Below are 21,254 nucleotides of genomic sequence, written 5' to 3'. Positions count from 1 at the left end.
GGTTGGTTAGTTAGAATTTCCGGATCTCGCGATCCGGATTTTCGTTTTTGGCCTTATTTTTTAAATCTTAGTTTGGCAATTCTATTCTTTCCTGCTGCATAGGCTATAGAATCATTTAGAAAACGGATTGTATAAAATCCTTCCGAAGATAAATTATTCCAACTTTTCCCTGCATCCTTAGAGTAGGATATTCCAGTAAATCCGACGGCAATCAATTCATGTCCATTTTTACCCGGCACATATCTCACACTGCTTTTATAACCCGGCTCCTGTCCCACTGCCAACAACTTCCAAGTCTTTCCGCCATCCTTGGTAATAGCTTTATTAGCTTGGTTTTCATCTGGATTCGTATAATCCCCTCCTATAATAAAACCTTGATTTTCATCGTGAAAATCTAAACTATAACCTCCTTGTGTTGGAGTTCCTTGAATAATCGGAGTATCAAAAACCTCCCAAGTTTCTCCTTTGTCTGGAGAGAAAAATACACGTGATTTCATGCCCCCAGATAAGATCCAGGTTTTATTGCCTTTAATAGCAATATTGGAGTTACTGGCAGCAAAAGCCGCTTCGCCTTCCGCAGCTGCTGGTAAATTCTCACACGGGATCTTGTTCCAAGTTTTCCCACCATCCCTGGTTATAATTATAGAAAGGCAATTATCTACAGGATCGCCCATGGCAATTCCCTCTTCATCATTCCAAAATGCCAGCGCATCATAAAAAACCTTTTCATTTTCCTCTTTATACACCAATTCCATCCGACCGGAATCCCCAGTTTTATATAAAAGTGCGGGGTTTGCAACGCTTAGCATAAAGAAATTTGTAGAGGTACTGGCCACCGCACGAAACTCCGGAACCAGAGTGTCATATTTCTGAATATTTGTTTTCCAAGTATCTTTCTGGGAATTGTACATTCCATAAATTCCATTGTTTGTGGCAAAAGCAAGATTTTTACCCATCAATTCTATAGCCCTCACACTAATGGAGTCTTCTAAAATTATTTCAACTTCTACAGAAGTATAATAAGATGGGGCTGTTTTCTTTTCCTTGGAGTTGCATCCAATAATCAATAATAGCCCAAACCAGTAGTATAATTTCATCAATAAGAATTTGAATCAAATATAAAATAATCGGTGTCAAAATTGAGTACCTTTGCCACCTTAAAATTAAACTATGCGTTTACACCGAAATTTAGTATTTGCAACCATCGATGCATTATCAGATATCTTTAATGAAGGAAATTATGCCGACAAAGTAATTGAAAAAACATTAAAACGCGATAAGCGTTGGGGTTCCCGTGATAGAAGTTTTATTGCAGAAACCGTTTACGAGATCGTACGTTGGAAACGTTTATATACTGAAATCGCTGAAGTAAAAGCACCATATTCCAGAGAGAACCTATTTAGGGTCTTCGCTGTTTGGGCCACTTTACGTGGGGTTACACTACCAGATTGGAAACAAATTGAGCCAACTCCAAGCAGAAAGATCAAAGGTAAGTTTGATGAGCTTAGTAAAATAAGAAAGTATAAAGAGTCCATTCCAGATTGGATGGATGAATTGGGCATGAAAGAATTAGGCGAAAAGGTCTGGGAAAAAGAGATTCACGCATTAAATGAACAAGCTCCTGTTGTGCTTAGGGTCAATACTTTAAATACTACCAGAGATAATTTAAGAAGTGTTTTAAATGATGAAGGCATTAAAGCCGAGCCTGTAAAAGGCTATCCTTATGCTTTACAATTGGAGGAACGATCCAATGTTTTTAAAACTGAGGCCTTTAAAAAGGGATTTTTCGAAGTTCAGGATGCCAATTCTCAATTAGTTGCAGAATTTCTGGATGTTAAACCTGGAATGCGAGTAGTGGATACTTGTGCAGGTGCAGGGGGCAAAACCCTTCACATTGCAGCATTAATGGAAAATAAAGGCCAAATAATAGCGACCGATATTTATGAGAATAAATTAAAGGAACTTAAAAGAAGAGCAAAAAGAGCGCATGCCCACAACATAGATCCTAGAGCAATAGAGTCTACTAAAGTGATCAAAAAGCTTTATGGAACTGCAGACCGTGTTCTTATTGATGCTCCTTGTAGCGGATTGGGAGTTCTAAGTAGAAACCCGGATGCTAAATGGAAACTTCAACCGGAGTTTATTGAGAAAATTAAAAAGACTCAAGCCGAAATCTTAAACACCCACTCTAGAATTGTAAAGGATGGTGGAAAATTGGTATATGCAACATGTTCAATTTTACCTTCAGAAAACCAGGAACAAGTAGAAAAGTTTCTTGCAAGTGAACATGGGAAGGATTTTAAATTGGTGAAAGACAAAAAATTATTATCCTCAGAGTCTGGATATGATGGATTTTACATGGCACTTCTTCAGAAAAACTAATACTTAGATAATGAGAGTTAGGATTTTATATGTAGTTTTTTCCTTTCTAATTCTTGTTGGATGTAAATCTGAAAACAGAAAATCTGAAACTGTACTTGAGAATCCAGAAGAGCTAAGTGTCCCTTCTGAACTTATTTCTTATTATAAAAATGTGGATTTTAATCTTCGTGGAGAGGGTTTAAAAGATGAACTGGCAGTTACTACAATTGCTAAACATACCCGCTTTTTAGAATATTACGAAAGGCATCGCTATTTATATAAGGCAGATGAAGACCCTTCTAATTCTAAAAATGTTTTATTGATCTATTCAGGAGAAAGTAGGGATAAAAGGGAATTTTATTCTGGCAGCAATAAATACCTACCTCAAACCTTTAACACCGAGCATGTTTATCCGAGATCATTTATTGAGAATACCGCAGAAGCAGACCTTCATCATTTAAGAACCGCAGACACAAAAATTAATGCTCAAAGAAGGAATTATCGCTTTACTTCTGGAAGTGGAAAATACAAGTTGGTCTCAAATAATTCTTGGTACCCAGGAGATGAATGGGTTGGAGATGTTTCGCGAATGGTCTTTTATTTAAATTTAAGATATAATGAAGACTTTGAGCCCGTTGGGAATCTAGCTCTTTTCCTGAAATGGAATTCTCAGGATCCTGTGTCGAAAATTGAAATTCAGCGAAACGAGATCATTTTTAAAGCCCAGGGAAACCGAAATCCTTTTATAGACAATCCATATTTAGCAACCCTAATTTGGGGTAGTCCAAAGGCTGAAAATAAATGGTAAATACTACTCAAGATTTAAGGTGCTGCAATTAGTTTTTTAGGAGTAATCCTGTAAATAGGCTGTGTGTAATAATTTGATTTTAGGCTAACAATTCTCTCTAAAAAAGTTATTTTTGTGCTCACATCAACACACAAAAAAACTTAGAATGATCCTATTCTTCGGAACCCAAACCTCAAAGGTTTATGCTGTGCAAACGCACGCTGACTTATCTGCTCAAAACATTTCAAAATTAGACTGGCTTTTTGGTGACGCTCAACTACTTAACAAATCTGCACTGGCAGATTTTTTTGTTGGTCCCCGTGCCGCTATGGTTTCTCCCTGGAGTACCAATGCTGTGGAGATTACCCAAACCATGGGGATTTCTGGGATAATTAGAATTGAAGAGTTTCTAAAAGTAGATTCCCATTTTCATGATTTTGATCCTATGCTTTCTCAGAAATTTGAAGGCTTGGATCAAGAAATCTTTACCGTAAACACAAAACCACAACCTGTTTTGGAGATCAAAGATGTGGATGCTTTTAATAAGCAAGAAGGCTTGGCTCTTAATGGGGAAGAAGTAAAATATTTAGAAGAATTATCGGTAAAGCTCGAAAGACCTTTAACAGATTCTGAAGTGTTCGGATTCTCCCAGGTGAATTCAGAACATTGCCGCCATAAGGTCTTTAATGGAACTTTTGTGATCGATGGAAAAGAGAAACCATTTTCTCTTTTTAAAATGATCAGAAAGACTTCGGAAGTAAACCCGAACGATATAGTTTCAGCATATAAAGATAATGTTGCTTTTGTAAAAGGGCCTCGAGTGGAGCAATTCGCTCCAAAAACTCCATATAAACCAGATTTTTATCAGAATACAGATTTTGATTCTGTTATCTCCATAAAAGCTGAAACCCATAATTTCCCGACAACAGTGGAACCTTTTAATGGTGCTGCTACCGGAAGTGGTGGAGAAATAAGGGACAGATTGGCCGGTGGTAAAGGATCACTTCCTTTAGCCGGCACCGCAGTTTATATGACCTCCTACTCTCGTTTAGACGAAAGTAAGGAATGGGAAAAAGCAACGAAGGAGCGTAAATGGCTGTATCAAACCCCAATGGATATTCTTATTAAAGCTTCCAACGGAGCTTCAGATTTCGGAAATAAGTTCGGGCAACCATTAATCACAGGATCTGTACTGACTTTTGAACATAATGAAAATAACCGTTTTTTAGGTTACGATAAAGTGATCATGCTTGCTGGTGGAATTGGGTATGGAAAAGCAGACCAAGCCATAAAAGCAATTCCTCAAAAAGGGGATAAAATCGTAGTGCTAGGTGGAGATAATTATAGGATTGGAATGGGCGGTGCCGCAGTTTCTTCAGCAGATACCGGAGAATTTAGCAGTGGTATAGAATTAAATGCCGTACAACGTGCCAATCCAGAAATGCAAAAACGTGCTGCCAATGCTATTAGGGGAATGGTAGAAAGCGAAACGAATCCTATCGTCTCCATCCACGACCATGGTGCAGGTGGGCACTTGAATTGCTTGAGTGAATTGGTGGAAGAAACTGGTGGGAATATAGATCTGGATAAATTACCGGTAGGAGATCCCACCCTTTCTGCAAAAGAAATTATAGGGAATGAATCTCAGGAACGTATGGGCTTGATTATTCCTGAAAAAGATATGGACGTCTTAAAACGTGTTTCTGAACGGGAAAGAGCTCCAATGTATGATGTTGGTGAAGTAACAGGCGATAACAATTTCATGTTTCAACGCAATAGCAATGGGGAGAAACCGATGGATTTGAAGTTGGCAGATATGTTTGGAAGCTCTCCAAAAACCATCATGACAGATAAAACTATCCAAAGAAATTATAAGGAACTGGATTATTCTCAGGATAAAATATACAATTATTTAGAGCAGGTACTTCAATTAGAAGCGGTGGCTTGTAAGGATTGGTTAACAAATAAAGTAGATAGATGTGTTACCGGTAGGGTTGCCAAACAACAAACTACTGGAGCATTGCAATTACCGTTAAATAACTGCGGGGTAATGGCACTGGATTATAATGGCAAAGAAGGCGTTGCAACCTCGCTTGGGCACTCCCCTATTTCTGCCTTGATAGATCCCGTTGCAGGTTCCAGGAATTCTATTGCAGAATCTTTAACCAACCTTATTTGGGCGCCTTTGGAGCAAGGTTTAAAGTCTGTTTCTTTGTCTGCGAACTGGATGTGGCCTTGTAATAATGAAGGTGAAGATGCAAGATTATACGAAGCTGTTCAAGGAGTATCCGATTTTGCCATTGAGTTAGGTATCAATGTGCCAACGGGCAAGGATTCCCTATCCATGAAGCAAAAATATAATGGTGACGGTAGCGAGGTGATCTCTCCGGGAACGGTTATTATTTCAGCAGCAGGACATTGTAAGGATATCACCAAAGTTGTAGAACCGGTTCTACAGCCAGAAGGTGAGATCTATTATATCAACTTATCGCAAGATACTTTTAAACTTGGTGGAAGCTCTTTTGCTCAAACCCGCAATAAAATAGGAACCGAAGTTCCTACAATATTAGATTCTGCAAACTTTGCGAACACCTTCAATGTTGTACAAGATCTTATTTCTAAAGATCTTATTATAGCAGGACACGATGTGGCTTCAGGAGGATTGATTACCACTTTATTGGAAATGTGTTTTGCTGAAGTAAATCTAGGAGCGCAATTAGATCTTACTTCTTTGAATGAAAAAGATTCAGTAAAATTGCTTTTCAATGAAAACTGCGGAATTGTTTTTCAAGCAAAGGATGCTTCAATTGAAGCAGTTTTAGATGAAAACAATATTGAATTCCATAGAATCGGAAATCCTATTGAAGGAAATAGAGTTTCAGTAATTAATGGAACCGATTCTTTTGATTTTGACATTCCTACCTATAGGGACCTTTGGTATACTACTTCTTTTATGTTGGATAGAAAGCAGAGCGGAACAGATCACGCAACGCGACGTTTCAATAATTATAAGAATCAACCATTGGAATTCAAATTTCCAAAGAATTTTACAGGAAAACTTCCTGTCATTTCGAACGATAGTGAGAAATCTCAACCAAGAATAAAAGCTGCGATCATTCGTGAAAAAGGTTCTAACAGTGAACGGGAAATGGCACGTGCCATGTATCTTGCGGGTTTCGATGTAAAAGATGTGCACATGACCGATCTTATTTCTGGTCGTGAGAATTTGGAAGAAATTCAATTTATTGCCGCGGTTGGAGGATTCTCAAATTCAGATGTACTAGGTAGCGCTAAAGGTTGGGCCGGAGCATTTTTATATAATGAAAAAGCAAAAGTTGCCTTGGATAATTTCTTCAAAAGAGATGACACCTTATCTTTAGGGGTTTGTAATGGTTGCCAGTTGTTCATAGAATTGGGGCTTATTAACCCGGACCATGACCAAAAACCAAAAATGTTACATAATAGATCGAATAAATTCGAGTGTAATTTTACTTCCGTAGAAATTCAAGAAAACAACTCGGTGATGCTATCTAGCTTGGCGGGAAGTAAATTAGGGATTTGGTCTGCACACGGGGAAGGAAAATTCAGTTTTCCTTATGAAGAGAGCAAATACAGCATTGTTGGGAAATATGGGTATGAAGAATATCCTGCAAACCCTAATGGATCCCATTTCAATACCGCAATGCTAACCGATACTACAGGAAGACATTTAGTAATGATGCCACATTTAGAGCGTTCTACATTTTCATGGAACTGGGCCTACTATCCAAAAGATAGAAAAGATGAAGCAACTCCTTGGTTAGAAGGATTTACAAATGCTAAAAAATGGTTAGAGAACAAATAGAAATTATACTAATTAATGAAATTTAGGAAGGGAACGTAAAAATTCCCTTCTTTTTTTGTGGGATTCATTTGAAATAGCAAGCAATTTTACTATTTTGCAAGGAATATCTTATCCACTAACATGACCGAAATTAAAAGACTTTTTGATTTTCCTTACTATCAATTAGAAAATCACCCCCTAGAGAAGGCATTAGTTACCAAATATAATAACAAATGGGAAGCTCTAAGCACACAAGAATATATTGATAAGGCGAATGCCATAAGTAGAGGTTTGTTACGTTTAGGCATAAAACCAAATGATAAAATTGCATTGATCTCCTCTAGTAATAGAACCGAATGGAGTGTTATGGATATTGGGATCCTACAATTAGGAGCTCAAAATGTGCCAATTTACCCTACAATATCACAAGAGGATTATGAGTATGTTTTAAATCATAGTGAGGCTACCTATTGTTTTGTATCTGACGAGGATGTTTTAGAAAAAGTAAATGCAATAAAACACAATACTCAGCTTAAGGAAATTTATAGTTTTGATAAGATAAATGGCTGCAAAAATTGGTCGGAAATTCTAGATTCAGGAAAAGATAACAGCAATCAAGACCAAGTTGAAGCATTGAAAGATGCTGTTACAGAAGATGACTTGGCAACTTTAATTTATACTTCCGGAACTACGGGAAGACCAAAAGGAGTTATGCTTTCCCATAAAAACATAGTAAGTGATGTCTTAAATAGTGCACATCGCGTGCCTTTTGAAACAGGAAAGTATGTAGGATTGAGTTTCTTGCCTATGTGCCATATTTTCGAGAGAATGATCTCTTACCTCTATCAATATTATAGTGTTTCGGTTTATTTTGCGGAGTCTATAGAAAAAATAAGCGATAATCTTAAAGAAGTACAACCACATGTAATAACCGCGGTTCCCAGACTTTTAGAAAAAGTATACGATAAGATAATTGCCAAGGGAACAGCACTTGGAGGAATTAAACAAAAGTTGTTTTATTGGGCCGTAGAATTAGGTTTACAATACGAACCTTACGGTGCGAATGGCTGGTGGTATGAAATGCAATTAAGTTTAGCCAGAAAATTGATCTTTTCCAAATGGAAAGAAGGTCTTGGTGGAAATATAGAATTAATAGTCTCTGGTAGTGCCGCTTTACAGCCTAGGCTAACTAGGGTGTTTGCTGCTGCAGGCATCCCAGTTATGGAAGGTTATGGTCTAACAGAAACTTCCCCCGTGGTAGCAGTTAACGATGAACGCAATGGCGGATTCAAAATTGGCACGGTAGGCAGGGTAATAGATAATGTAGAAGTTAAGATCGCTGAAGATGGGGAAATCCTAACAAAAGGACCTAATTTAATGTTAGGGTACTTTAAGGATAAAGAAAAAACAGAGGAGGCCATAAATTCTGATGGTTGGTTCCATACTGGGGATATAGGTGAAATTGATTCAGAAGGATTTTTGAAAATTACCGATAGAAAGAAGGAAATGTTCAAAACTTCCGGCGGTAAATATGTAGCTCCACAGTTAATCGAGAATACAATGAAACAATCCCGTTTTATTGAACAGATCATGGTTATTGGTGAAGGCGAAAAAATGCCTGCAGCATTCATTCAACCAAATTTTGAGTTTATAGAAGAATGGGCAACTCGTAAAAACCTGGATATTGGTAAATCCAATGAAGAGATGGTCAAAAATCCCGATGTAATCGCGAGACTTCAGGAAGAAGTAGATTTCTATAATGAAAAATTTGGTAGCTGGGAGAAGATCAAGAAGTTCGAACTTATCCCCGAAGTATGGAGTATAGAGAATGACCTGCTTACCCCTACCATGAAATTAAAAAGAAGGAATATTAAAGAAAGGTATATGGACCTATACAATACTATTTACGAAAGATAGAATTAGCACTCATAACATCAAGTTATTGTTAAACTCTCCTCTTTTGGGGAGTTTTTTTGTTTATATGGAGTAAATTTAGGGTGGATATTAGGAAGTCAAAACATTTCTATAATTTATTATGCGCGCATAATAAATTTTCTTAACTTTGGGTTCACTCTAAATTAAAGATGAAGGAAAAAACTATCGATTATGTATTAAGGGCTACCTGGATGGCAGTCTCAAAGATGTATAATGAAGAAGCCGGAAAAGCAGGAAGTACTATGGCTACGGGTTTTGCCCTTTTAAGTATAGATCCCGAAAAAGGAACTCCTTCTACCTCTCTCGGACCCAAAATGGGCATGGAAGCCACTAGTTTGTCCCGAATATTAAAATCAATGGAAGAAAAAGGACTAATAATTCGTACAAAAAACCCTCAAGATGGTCGTAGCGTGTTATTGCACTTAACAAAACTCGGAAAAGAGATGAGGGATTTTTCCAGAGGGGTGGTCCTTAAATTTGATGAAGCCGTTAAAGAAAACATAGACGAAGAAGATCTTAAAACATTTATTAGAGTAGCCAATTCTATCATGGATTTAATTTCGAGCAAGAAAATCTATAGTCAAGAAATACGTTTAAAATAAATATATCATAAGAATTTAATTCAGGAATTGCCTAAATCAAATTCTAATTAAAAATCACATATGAAAAGAAGAATTAATAAAGTTGCAATTGTCGGTTCTGGAATCATGGGAAGCGGGATTGCATCTCATTTCGCAAATATTGGCGTAGAAGTATTGCTATTGGACATAGTTCCTCGGGAACTTACTGATAAAGAAAAAAGCAAAGGACTAACTTTAGAAGATAAAGCAGTTAGGAACAGGCTTGTGAACGATTCGTTACAGGCCTCCTTAAAATCGAAGCCCTCTCCTATATATAGTCAATCTTTTGCCAGCAGGATTCATACTGGCAACCTAGAAGACGATATCGCAAAGGTTTCAGAAGTAGATTGGATCATAGAAGTTGTTGTAGAAAGACTTGACATTAAAAAGAAGGTTTTTGAACAATTGGACAATCACCGTAAAAAAGGAACTTTAATTTCTTCGAATACTTCAGGGATTCCAATAAAATTAATGAGCGAGGGAAGAAGCGAAGATTTTCAGAAGCACTTTTGTGGAACTCACTTTTTTAATCCTGCTCGCTATTTAAGATTGTTCGAGATCATTCCTGGACCGGAAACTTCAAAAGAAGTTCTAGAGTTTATGAATGAATACGGAGAGAAATTTCTAGGAAAAAAATCTGTAATAGCTAAAGATACTGCCGCTTTTATAGGAAACCGAGTTGGTATCTTCAGTATAATGAGTCTATTCCATATGGTGGATGAGCTGGGAATGACCATAGAAGAAGTAGACAAACTTACCGGTCCAGTAATAGGGAGACCTAAATCTGCAACTTTTAGAACAGTAGATGTTGTTGGGCTGGATACCTTGGTCCATGTTGCCAATGGACTTCATCAAGGTGTGCCAAGTGATGAAAAGCATGATCTTTTTGCCCTTCCTAATTTCATCAATTCCATGATGGATAAGCAATGGTTGGGAAGTAAAAGTGGACAAGGCTTTTATAAAAAAGTAAAAGGTGATGATGGTGCTAGCGAAATTCAGTCGTTAGACCTTAAGACGCTGGAATACAGATCTGCTAAAAAAGCAAATTATGCAACCTTGGAACTTACCAAATCTATAGACAATGTCGTAGATAGATTTAAAGTACTGGTTGGCGGAAAAGATAAGGCCGGAGAGTTTTACCGTAAAAACTTTTCTTCTCTTTTCGCATATGTATCCAATAGAATTCCTGAGATCACCGATGAACTCTATAAAATAGATGATGCTATGAAAGCCGGATTCGGTTGGCAACATGGACCATTCCAGATCTGGGATGCTATTGGCGTAGAAAAAGGAATTGAAATGATGAAGGCTGAAGGGGAAGAACCGGCAGCTTGGGTTAGAGAAATGTTGGAATCTGGCAGTAAGAGTTTTTATACCGTAAAGGAGGGAAATACTTATTACTATGATATCCCTAAAAAAGAGCACGTAAAAGTGCCCGGACAGGATGCGTTTATTATTTTGGACAACATTCGAGAGTCCAAAGAAGTATTTAAAAACACGGGTGTTGTTGTTGAAGATCTCGGTGACGGAATCTTGAATGTAGAATTTAGAAGTAAAATGAATTCTATTGGAGGTGATGTCCTAGATGGTTTAAATAAAGCACTAGATATTGCTGAAAAGGACTATCAAGGACTGGTAGTTGCAAATAACGGAGCAAATTTCTCTGTTGGAGCGAACATCGGAATGATCTTTATGATGGCTGTAGAGCAGGAATATGATGAGCTTAATATGGCCATTAAATATTTCCAAGATACAATGATGAGAATGAGATATTCTTCTATCCCAACCGTAGCAGCTCCACATGCTATGACCTTGGGTGGAGGATGTGAACTTTCCCTGCATGCCGATAAGGTGGTTGCAGCTGCAGAAACCTATATTGGATTAGTGGAATTTGGTGTTGGGGTACTTCCTGGTGGTGGAGGTTCTAAGGAAATGACCTTAAGGGCTTCTGATACCTACCATAAAGATGATGTAGAGTTGAACAGATTGAGGGAGCATTTCTTAACAATTGCCATGGCAAAAGTATCTACTTCTGCATACGAAGCTTTCGATACCAATATCCTTCAGAAAGAAAAAGATATCGTAGTAGTGAATCCAGACAGACAATTGGCAATCGCTAAGAAACATGCACTTTTAATGGCTGAAACAGGATACACCCAACCAATTCAAAGAACAGATATTAAGGTTCTAGGTAAACAAGCCTTGGGAACTTTCTATGTAGGTACAGACCAAATGTATGCTGGAAAGTATATTAGTGAACATGATAAGAAGATAGCTAACAAACTGGCCTATGTAATGGCCGGTGGGGATCTTTCTGGCGCCTCTTACGTAACCGAACAATATTTATTGGATCTAGAAAGGGAGGCATTCCTTTCGCTTACAGGAGAACGCAAAACTTTGGAGCGTTTAGAACACATGATAAAAAAAGGGAAACCGCTTAGAAATTAGGAGTGAGGAGTGAGGAGTGAGGAGTGAGTAAATTAAAATTAATGCATAAAATTGAAGATTTGAAAATCTGGAAGAAATCTATGGAATTGACTAAATCTGTTTATAAAATTTGTGGTGAATTACCTTCTGATGAACGATTTGGACTTATTTCTCAGATAAAAAGATGTGCGGTTTCAATTCCTTCCAACATTGCTGAAGGTGCTGGAAGAAATTCAAAAAAAGAATTCGCTCACTTTCTATGGAACTTAAATTAATTTCAGAAGAAATAATAAAACCAATACTTGAAAATATAATTGAGGTACAAAAAATGAATTACGGACTTCAAAAATCCTTATAAAATCTCAATACTAAGTACTAAAATCTAAAATCTAATTAAATGAGAACAGCATATATAGTAAAAGCATACAGAACTGCAGTAGGAAAAGCCCCTCGAGGGGTATTCAGGTTTAAAAGACCAGATGAACTGGCTGCGGAAACCATCCAATATATGATGGAGAAACTTCCTGATTTTGACAAGGAAAGAATAGACGATGTTATTGTTGGAAACGCAATGCCAGAGGCAGAACAAGGTTTAAACGTAGGTAGATTGATCTCTTTAATGGGATTAGATACAGTAAAGGTTCCAGGGGTTACCGTAAACAGGTATTGTGCATCTGGATTGGAAACTATTGCTATTGCATCTGCTAAGATTCAGGCAGGAATGGCAGATTGTATTATTGCAGGGGGAGCAGAAAGCATGAGTTACATCCCAATGGGAGGATATAAGCCTGTTCCAGATTATAAACTTGCCGTGCAAGGCCATGAAGATTATTATTGGGGAATGGGACTTACTGCAGAAGCTGTTGCCAATGAATATAAAGTAAGTAGGGAAGATCAAGATGAATTTGCGTTCAATTCTCATCAAAAAGCATTGAAAGCTTTAAAAGAAGATAGATTTCAAGATCAGATAGTTCCTATAACCGTAGATGAAACTTATGTAGATGAGAACGGTAAAAAGCAAACCAGATCGTATACGGTAAACAAAGATGAAGGTCCTAGAGCTGATACTTCTAAAGAAGTCCTTGCAAAATTAAGACCTGTTTTTGCCGATGGCGGAAGCGTAACCGCCGGAAATTCCTCACAAATGAGCGATGGTGCAGCATTTACCTTGATCATGAGTGAAGAAATGGTGAAAGAATTCAATCTGGAACCAATAGCCAGATTGGTAAGTTATACCGCGGTGGGTATCGAGCCAAGAATTATGGGGGTTGCTCCTATTACTGCAATTCCGAAGGCATTGAAACAAGCTGGGCTCCAGCAAAACGATTTGGAGGTTATAGAGCTTAATGAAGCCTTTGCTTCACAATCTTTAGCAATAGTAAGAACTTTAGGTTTGGATCCAGATAGAGTAAATGTAAATGGTGGAGCAATTTCTATGGGACACCCACTAGGTTGTACCGGTGCAAAACTATCTGTTCAATTATTCGACGAGATGCGCAAACGTGATCTTAAGAACAAATATGGAATGGTAACTATGTGTGTGGGAACAGGACAAGGAGCTGCCGGGGTTTACGAATTCTTATCATAATTTCAAATAAGAATCTAGATTCAAGAATCAGGAAACAAGATTATGCAAAGGCATAATTTCAAAAAATTGAAGATTTGGCATGAGAGTATGGCTTTAGTTAAAGAAACTTATTCTTTCACAAAAAGTTTTCCTGATCATGAGAAATTCAGTTTGGTATCGCAACTAACAAGATGTGCTGTTTCAATACCTTCCAATATCGCAGAAGGAACTAGTAAAAGTACGTTGAAGCATTTTAAAACATATTTAGAAATTAGTCTAGGTTCAGCTTTTGAATGGGAAACACAGTTAATAATTGCATATAATGAAAAATATATTTCAGAAGAAAAATTTTGGGAATTAGAAAATAAAGTTCAACAAATACAAAAAATGATATCAGGATTTATAGATGGGCTAATAAAATAGTAGTCTTGTTTCTAACATCTTGATTCTTAAATCTTAAATAAAATGAGCACAGAAACAACCAATAAGGAATTACTTCGCGGAGGTCAATTTTTGGTAAAGGAAACATTAAGCGAAGATGTTTTTACACCAGAAGATTTTACCGAAGAGCAGAAAATGATGAAAGATTCGGTTAAAGAATTTGTAGACCGTGAAATTTGGCCAAAAAAGGAAGAATTCGAAAACAAGAATTACGCGCTTACAGAAGAGATAATGAAGAAAGCCGGAGAGCTCGGTTTTTTAGGCATATCTGTTCCAGAAGAGTATGACGGGCTCGGGATGGGCTTTGTTTCTACCATGTTGGTCTGCGATTATATTAGTGGTGCTACTGGATCTATTGCGACTGCATTTGGTGCCCATACAGGAATTGGAACTATGCCAATTACTTTATACGGCACAGAAGAACAAAAGAAAAAATATGTTCCAAAATTAGCTACTGGAGAATGGTTTGGGGCGTATTGCCTTACAGAACCTGGAGCAGGAAGTGATGCAAACTCTGGTAAAACCAAAGCAGTACTTTCTGAAGATGGAAAAAGTTATAGTATTAGCGGACAAAAAATGTGGATTTCCAATGCAGGTTTCGCAAAGGTATTTATAGTATTCGCAAGAATAGAAGATGATAAAAATATCACCGGTTTTATTGTTGAAAATGATGCTGAAAATGGAATCACTTTTGGGGAAGAAGAAAAGAAATTAGGAATTCATTCCTCCTCCACTCGCCAGGTTTTCTTTAATGAAACGAAGGTGCCTGTAGAAAATATGCTAGCAGGACGGGGGGATGGTTTTAAAATAGCCATGAATGCATTGAATATTGGGCGTATTAAATTAGCTGCGGCTTGTTTGGATGCTCAAAGAAGGGTTACAGATCAGGCAGTAAAATATGCAAATGACAGGATTCAGTTCAATACTCCTATTGCTCAATTTGGGGCCATTAAATATAAATTGGCAGAAATGGCAACTTCGGCATATGTAGGAGAATCTGCTTCTTATCGCGCTGCTAAAAATATTGAAGATAGAATTAGTAAAAGATTGGAAGAAGGAAATTCGCATGCAGAGGCAGAGTTAAAAGGGGTTGAAGAATATGCTATCGAATGCTCTATTTTAAAAGTAGCTTGTTCAGAAGATATTCAGAATTGTAGCGACGAAGGAATCCAAGTATTTGGTGGAATGGGCTTCTCTGCAGATACCCCTATGGAATCTGCTTGGAGAGATGCACGTATTTCCAGGATCTACGAAGGGACTAATGAAATCAATAGAATGTTAGCTGTGGGAATGCTTGTGAAGAAAGCCATGAAAGGACATGTAGACCTTTTAGGACCTGCAACGAAGGTGGGAGAAGAACTTACTGGAATTCCATCTTTTGATAAACCAGATTTTTCGGTGTTGTTTGCGGAAGAAAAAGATCTCTTGAAAAGATTGAAAAAAGTTTTCTTAATGGTAGCTGGTAGTGCTGTTCAAAAATTCGGGCCAAAACTGGAAGAACACCAACAATTACTTTTAGCTTCTGCAGATATTTTAATTGAAATCTACATGGCAGAATCTGCGATTTTACGTACAGAAAAAAATGTGAATCGTTTTGGGGAAGAAACTCAAAAGGAGCAAATTGCTATGTCCAAATTATACCTATACCATGCAGTTGATATTGTTAACCAAAAAGCCAAAGAAGGAATTGTATCTTTTGCTGAAGGCGATGAACAACGTATGATGTTAATGGGATTGAAACGTTTTACCAAATACGATAATCATCCCAATGTTGTTAAACTAAGAAACATTATTGCAGAAAAATTGACTACAGAGAATATGTATTGCTATTAATATTTTGAAATAAATCAAGAACCTCGGGGCAAGCCCACGAGGTATGCATTGGAAAATAATTTTAAAAATTCGAGGTAAGCCTCGCGGAATTAAACCCTCAATGAGGGATTAAATTTTAAATTTTGAAGAAGCCGTCTCGTTTACCAAAATGCGGCGGCTTCTTTTATTTCTACGAAATCCTTATAGGTTAATATTTATAGAAAGCCAAGTATCACTTTATACAAAAATCTTATTTTTAGTGGCAGTACAAAAAGATTTTCAAGAACAACTATGGTTTCAATCAATCCAGAACTAATAAACTATTTAATTTTAGGTATAATTGCGGTAATAATTTGCTTTTCATTGGCATACTATGCCTTAAAGAAAATAGGCAAAGATCCTAGAAATATACTTCCTGTAAATTTTGCCAATAGAATATGGATTCCATTACTTATTTTCATGGCTTCGCTATTTTTTCAAATAGCAATCATAGTAAAGTTATTCAGGTATGATTACACATATACTATAGTAGGGCATTTAAGTATTATAGGAATTATCGTAAGCACTGCTTGGTTTCTAATAATACTTCTTAAGATTTTTAAAGCTCGTATTCTTAGAAAATATGATGTGTCAACTTCAGATAATTTAAAAGCTCGTAAGGTTTATACGCAGTTCATGATCTTGGAAAATATAATTATCTTTATTATCACAGTATTAGCCGTAGGTGTGGCATTAATGAGTTTTGATAGCATTAGGTCTATTGGTGTTAGTCTTCTTACCTCAGCCGGAATTGCCGGGATTATTATAGGTCTGGCAGCACAAAAGGCCATAGGAACATTATTGGCTGGTATTCAAATAGCCATTACTCAACCAATTAGGTTAGAAGATGTTGTAATTGTAGATGGAGAATGGGGTTGGATTGAAGAAATTACACTTACCTATGTAGTGGTTAGAATTTGGGATAAAAGAAGACTTGTAGTTCCTACTACCTATTTTATTGAAAACAACTTTCAAAACTGGACTAGAAATACGTCAGAAATATTAGGCACTGTTTTTATTTATACAGACTATGAAGTGCCTTTTGAAAAGCTGAGGGAAGAACTTACCAGGCTTTTGGAGGGTTCTTCGTTATGGGACAGAAAAACAAATGTATTGCAAGTTACGGATGCTACTGATAGATCTATAGAAATTAGAGCTTTGATGAGTGCAAAAGATTCTCCAACAGCGTGGGACCTGCGAGTATATATTAGAGAGCAACTGATAGTTTTTATTAAAGAAAATTACCCTGAAAGTCTTCCGAAATCCAGGGTGGATTTAAAAACTAATTAAAACTGAATATTTTCTTCTAAAGCAGAACTTTTACTAAAATTTGCAGCTGCTTCTATTAAAGCAAGATGGGAATATGCCTGCGGAAAATTTCCCAACAATCGCTTTGTCTCAAAATCTATATCCTCACTAAACAAGCCTAAATGATTGCTGTAAGATAAGAGTTGATCGAATAGTTTTTTGGACTTTTCCTTTTCGCCTATTTTATACAAGCTGTTAATAAACCAAAAGGTACATATAGTAAAGGAGGAAGTAGGTAGGCCAAAATCATCTTTATTCTTATAACGGTACATTAACCCATCTTGGGAAAGTTCTTTTTCGGTAGCTTTTACGGTACTTATATACCTGGGATCTTTAGCATCAACAAAACCGTAACTCTCCATCAAAAGGGTTGAGGCATCCAAATCTTTGGATCCGTAAGATTGGGTATATGCCTGCACTTCTTCATTCCATCCGTTTTTATATATATCATCATATATTTCGGCCCTTAGAGAAACCCACTTGGTATCATTGATTCCTTTTCTAAGAATTTCCCCTATTTTTACAGCCCGGTCTATAGCAACCCAACATAGCAATTTAGAGAATACAAAATGTCGTTCTTCTGTTCTCAATTCCCAAATGCCTTTATCAGGCTCTTGCCAATGTTTTTCTACTATATTCACAATACCTCTTGTTACTGTCCATAATTCTTCGCTGTTTTCTAGATTGGTTTCAAATTGAAGAAATTGCTGATAAATCACCTCCATCAATATTCCATAAATATCATTCTGTTTCTGGATATAGGCAGCATTTCCTGTACGTACAGGCTTTGACCCCTCATAACCGTCCAAATGATCCAATATATGCTCGGTTAAATTCTTTTCTCCATTAATACCATACATAATCTGGATCTTTTCATCCTTATGGGGAATCAAATTAATAATAAACTCGAGAAAATCTTTAGCAGATTTAGCATGGCCTAAGCCTGCCATTACCTTTATTACCATGGAAGCATCCCTAATCCAACAAAACCTATAATCCCAATTGCGCTCTTCCCCAATGGTTTCTGGAAGGGACGTAGTGGCAGCTGCAAGTACCGCCCCCGACTTTTTAAAAGTTAAAGCTTTAAGTACCAATGCACTTCTTAATATTTCTTCATTATAATATTTGTATTTTGTGGTGTGCTCACTCCAATTCATCCAATAGGTCTTGGTGCGCTGATATTTAAGGTATGCCCTATCCAAGGATTGTTCAGCCAATTTTTCATGATATCCCATTAAGAAGTACCCATTCCCTTTTAATTCAATTTCCTTTTGTTCCAAAATATCATCCATATCAAAACTTGAGTATAGAAATAGAGAATCGTATTTTCCTTCGGATGTATAGCTCTTTATATAATTTCCTTTATTTTCGTTATAGGTTTTTTCTCTTGCAAAATCCAATCGGGGGTTATATAATACTTTAAAAGTTGGCGTCCCTTTTAAAAGTCTTAAAAATCGAATTATATCTGGAGCTGCATAAAAGGATCTATCCTCACGTTGGTAACGGGGCATGAAATCTATAAGTTGAAATGCATCGGTGCCATTATGAAATACGGTGCTTATTATATTGGTGCCCCACAGATATTCCTGAACTATTTTATAATTATCCATAACCTTTAATTCAAAGCTCCCACCCTTCTTTTCATCTAATAATTTTGCAAATACTGCTGCCGAGTCAAAATTTGGTAAACAACACCATTCTAGCGAGCCAGTTTTTGAAATTAAGGCTGCACTTTTACAATTTCCAATAATACCGTAGTCTAAATTCTTCATATGCTCATAAAGTTCTTTTAAAATAATGGTGGAACGAAAGTATTTTCGGAAATTTAGTAAAAAACCAAAACTCTTCAACAATTTTCATATTATATTATGGGTAAAACAATCATTATTTCCAATAGGCTACCGCTTCAAGTTTCAATCAAAAAAGGCAAATTAAACGTCACCCCTAGTGTGGGAGGTTTAGCTACAGGTTTAAAATCTTTTCATAGGGATGGAGATAGTGTTTGGATTGGATGGAGCGGTTTGACTATAGAAGAGCTTCCTGAAAATTTGATAAGTGAAGTTTCTCAAAAAGCAAAAGATCAGGCCTGTATTGCAATAAATTTTACTGAAAAAGAAATAGAAGGTTTTTATTATGGCTTTAGCAATAGAAGTATCTGGCCTCTCTTTCATTATTTTATGGAATTCACAGAATGGGAAACCTGGCATTGGGAAACCTATAAAAGTGTAAATCAGAAATATGCTGATGCAATTTTGGAAAATTACAAGGATGGTGATATAATTTGGGTTCATGATTATCAACTTCTTTTAGTTCCAAATATGGTACGGGAACAATCTCCCAATGCTACCATTGGTTTCTTTAATCATATTCCTTTTCCTTCCTATGAAGTCTTCAGGACCATGCCGTGGAGAGAAGAAATTCTTAATGGTCTCCTAGGCGCAGACCTTATTGGTTTTCACACCTACGATTATGAAAGGCATTTTTTGAGCTCGGTGAGCCGTATTCTCAGGCATCCGGTACACTTTAATGAAGTAAGCCTACCAGCGAGAATGGTAAAAGTGGATTCTTTTCCTATGGGAATAGATTATACCAAATTTGAGCAGGCTGCGCTAAACCATTTTGAGAATAGCTTAGAAAACCAATCAGATTTACAACGCAGACTGAATCACCATAGAAAAGAAGTACCCGGGGCAAAATTAATCCTGAGTATAGATCGGTTGGATTACACAAAAGGAATTGCTCATAGAATAAGAGCTTTTGAATATTTCTTGGAAAAATACCCCCAATATATAGAAAAAACACGCTTGGTGATGCTAGCAGTTCCCTCTAGATCTGAAGTGCCACAATATCAATTATTGAAAAAGGAAATTGATGCATTGGTAGGAAGGATAAATGGAAAATTCGCAACGGTAAGTTGGACACCTATTTGGTATTTCTACAGATCTATGCCATTTAACAACTTAATAGACCTTTATGCTTCATGCGATATAGCACTTCTAACCCCCATAAGAGACGGAATGAACCTTGTTGCAAAAGAATATATTGCAAGTAGGAAAGATCAAACAGGAGTGCTTATATTAAGTGAAATGGCAGGTGCAGCACAGGAAATGAACGAAGCTATTTTAATTAATCCCAATAACTTTGAGCAGGTGGCTGATGCTATCAAACAGGCTATAGAAATGCCCGCAGAACAGCAAATTAAAAGGAACAAAATCCTTCAAAAGCGATTGAAACGTTATGATGTGGAGAAATGGGCCAACGACTTCATGAAGGCTTTATCCAAAACCCAAGAGAACAGGCAAAGCAACAAAGCGACACTTATAACTGCGGACATTAAAGAAAACATATATGCCGATTTCAAAAAATCTAAAAATCGGGTATTATTTTTGGACTATGATGGAACCCTTGTAAATTTTGTGGATAATCCGGAAGATGCAAAACCCGATGAAGGCCTTATCACACTAATAAGCCAACTAGCGGATTTGGAAAATATTACCGTTGTACTAATTAGCGGAAGGGATAAAGAAACCCTAGGTACTTGGTGGAAGGAATTTAATGTGGAGCTAATCGCAGAGCATGGGGTTTGGGCTTTAAAATCCACTAAAGAATGGAAACTAAATGAAAATGTAAGAAATGACTGGATGGAATCAATTCGTCCCGTAATAGAAGCTTTTGTAGATAGGACCCCAGGAAGTTTTATTGAAGAAAAAAATTATTCCCTAGCCTGGCACTATAGGAAAACGGATCCCGATCTAGGAGAAAAACGAGCCAATGAACTTTCCAATGTATTAAAAGATTTAATTTCCAATCATGGATTGAGCGTATTGGACGGAAATAAAGTGCTGGAAATAAAAAGTAGCGGAGTTAATAAAGGAAAAGCTGCCACAAAATTTCTGCTAAAAAAAGAGAGTGATTTTATATTTGCAATTGGGGACGACTGGACAGATGAGTATCTATTTCAGGAATTACCACCCACTGCAGTGACTGTAAAAGTAGGTTTAAAGAATACCAGTGCAAATTATTATGTGAATAACACCAAAAAAGTAAGAGAGTTGTTGCAAGGATTTCTACAAATATAATGACGAGTCATCGTGATTTTAGCTGCAAATACCAACTGTTAAAATCCTTAGTAAA

13 protein-coding genes and 1 pseudogene are annotated in these 21,254 nt (G+C 36.9%); 12 read left to right on the top strand and 2 right to left on the bottom strand.

Annotated elements, in window-relative coordinates; translation table 11 throughout:
• Positions 1-53: 53 nt before the first annotated feature.
• On the bottom strand, positions 54-1,097 hold the full coding sequence (locus JM83_RS13440) for a WD40/YVTN/BNR-like repeat-containing protein (RefSeq protein ID WP_144962688.1): 1,044 nt from the start codon (positions 1,095-1,097) through the stop codon (positions 54-56).
• Between the two features lie 73 nt (positions 1,098-1,170).
• Between JM83_RS13440 and JM83_RS13435 the strand changes: the two genes are divergently transcribed.
• From JM83_RS13435 to JM83_RS13385, 11 genes and pseudogenes are all read left to right on the top strand, one after another.
• Entirely contained in the window at positions 1,171-2,382 is a 1,212-nt protein-coding gene (locus JM83_RS13435) for an RsmB/NOP family class I SAM-dependent RNA methyltransferase (RefSeq protein ID WP_144962687.1), read from the top strand.
• 10 nt (positions 2,383-2,392) lie between these two features.
• Positions 2,393-3,169: an endonuclease I family protein gene (locus JM83_RS13430; protein WP_144962686.1), complete on the top strand. Its 777-nt coding sequence runs from the start codon at positions 2,393-2,395 to the stop codon at positions 3,167-3,169.
• A gap of 145 nt (positions 3,170-3,314) precedes the next feature.
• Positions 3,315-6,992, top strand: a complete 3,678-nt coding sequence (gene purL, locus JM83_RS13425; protein ID WP_144962685.1) for a phosphoribosylformylglycinamidine synthase — start codon at positions 3,315-3,317, stop codon at positions 6,990-6,992.
• Positions 6,993-7,112: 120 nt separating this feature from the next.
• Entirely contained in the window at positions 7,113-8,888 is a 1,776-nt protein-coding gene (locus JM83_RS13420; RefSeq protein WP_144962684.1) for an AMP-dependent synthetase/ligase, read from the top strand.
• 167 nt (positions 8,889-9,055) lie between these two features.
• The gene (locus tag JM83_RS13415; protein ID WP_144962683.1) at positions 9,056-9,508 is read left to right on the top strand and encodes a MarR family winged helix-turn-helix transcriptional regulator; all 453 of its coding nucleotides are present in this window, start codon (positions 9,056-9,058) and stop codon (positions 9,506-9,508) included.
• A gap of 60 nt (positions 9,509-9,568) precedes the next feature.
• Positions 9,569-11,974 carry a 3-hydroxyacyl-CoA dehydrogenase/enoyl-CoA hydratase family protein gene (locus JM83_RS13410; protein WP_144962682.1) on the top strand — a complete coding sequence of 802 codons (2,406 nt, stop codon included), beginning with the start codon at positions 9,569-9,571 and terminating at the stop codon, positions 11,972-11,974.
• A 41-nt stretch (positions 11,975-12,015) separates the two neighbouring features.
• Positions 12,016-12,311, top strand: a pseudogene (locus JM83_RS13405) (four helix bundle protein).
• Positions 12,312-12,350: 39 nt separating this feature from the next.
• A complete protein-coding gene (locus JM83_RS13400; RefSeq protein WP_144962681.1) occupies positions 12,351-13,541 on the top strand; it encodes an acetyl-CoA C-acyltransferase in 1,191 nt (396 codons plus the stop codon).
• A 42-nt stretch (positions 13,542-13,583) separates the two neighbouring features.
• On the top strand, positions 13,584-13,943 hold the full coding sequence (locus tag JM83_RS13395) for a four helix bundle protein (protein WP_144962680.1): 360 nt from the start codon (positions 13,584-13,586) through the stop codon (positions 13,941-13,943).
• A gap of 42 nt (positions 13,944-13,985) precedes the next feature.
• A complete protein-coding gene (locus JM83_RS13390; RefSeq protein ID WP_144962679.1) occupies positions 13,986-15,794 on the top strand; it encodes an acyl-CoA dehydrogenase family protein in 1,809 nt (602 codons plus the stop codon).
• A 270-nt stretch (positions 15,795-16,064) separates the two neighbouring features.
• Positions 16,065-17,102 carry a mechanosensitive ion channel family protein gene (locus JM83_RS13385; RefSeq protein ID WP_144962678.1) on the top strand — a complete coding sequence of 346 codons (1,038 nt, stop codon included), beginning with the start codon at positions 16,065-16,067 and terminating at the stop codon, positions 17,100-17,102.
• Here JM83_RS13385 and JM83_RS13380 read toward each other — a convergent pair.
• A complete protein-coding gene (locus tag JM83_RS13380; protein WP_144962677.1) occupies positions 17,099-18,892 on the bottom strand; it encodes a glycoside hydrolase family 15 protein in 1,794 nt (597 codons plus the stop codon). The genes JM83_RS13385 and JM83_RS13380 overlap by 4 nt on opposite strands.
• A 96-nt stretch (positions 18,893-18,988) precedes the next feature.
• Here JM83_RS13380 and JM83_RS13375 point away from each other — a divergent pair, with 96 nt between their 5' ends.
• Positions 18,989-21,199, top strand: a complete 2,211-nt coding sequence (locus JM83_RS13375) for a bifunctional alpha,alpha-trehalose-phosphate synthase (UDP-forming)/trehalose-phosphatase (protein ID WP_144962676.1) — start codon at positions 18,989-18,991, stop codon at positions 21,197-21,199.
• The last annotated feature ends 55 nt before the right edge of the window (positions 21,200-21,254 follow it).

This window comes from Gillisia sp. Hel_I_86, assembly GCF_007827275.1.
Classification (GTDB): Bacteria; Bacteroidota; Bacteroidia; order Flavobacteriales; family Flavobacteriaceae; genus Gillisia.
The sequence above is the reverse complement of the archived record's forward strand: the minus strand, read 5'-3'. Positions and strand labels throughout refer to the sequence as shown.